At 37.8% G+C, this 555-nt stretch carries 1 protein-coding gene; it reads right to left on the bottom strand.

The window, feature by feature from the left end:
• Window positions 1-551: RNA-guided endonuclease TnpB family protein (locus ACYQ4S_RS12195; RefSeq protein ID WP_459771433.1), on the bottom strand; the 551-nt coding region annotated here is incomplete at its 3' end.
• Between the last annotated feature and the right edge of the window lie 4 nt (window positions 552-555).

Below are 555 nucleotides of genomic sequence, written 5' to 3'. Positions count from 1 at the left end.
TTCTTGTAAACTGTTCCATCCGAAAGAATCGCAAAGTCTTTTAATCCAACATCCACACCTACAGAAGAATCTGTTTTTTCGATGGGTTCGACTTCCGTTTCGACTAAAAGGGATACGAAATATTTTCTTGTTGGATTTCTGCGAATAGTAGCATTGAGTATTCTGCCTTCTACCTCACGACTTTTCGCAAAGAGAACCAATCCCAGTTTCGGCAGTTTCAACTTGTTGCCTTCAACGGAAATATTCCCATTAGTTTCTTTTGTAGTGTATGACTGAAGCGGATTATTTTTTGACTTGAAACGAGGATACTTGTTTTGCTTTTTGAAGAAGCGGTCAAAACTCTCTGAAAGGTTTCGTAGAGAAGACTGAAGTGCAATACTATCGACTTCTTTAAGCCACTCCGTTTCTTCTTGTTTTTTCAAAGAAGGAAGTTGTGCAGAACATTTCCCATAAGATAATCCCTTACCTGTTTCTTTGTAAGTTTCATTCCACTGATTGAGAAAATGATTGTAGATGAATCGGGAACACCCAATAGTCTTGTTAATCAAAATAGCC

Source organism: Alkalibacterium sp. s-m-28 (assembly GCF_054658175.1).
This window is presented reverse-complemented; position numbering and strand designations above follow the sequence as displayed.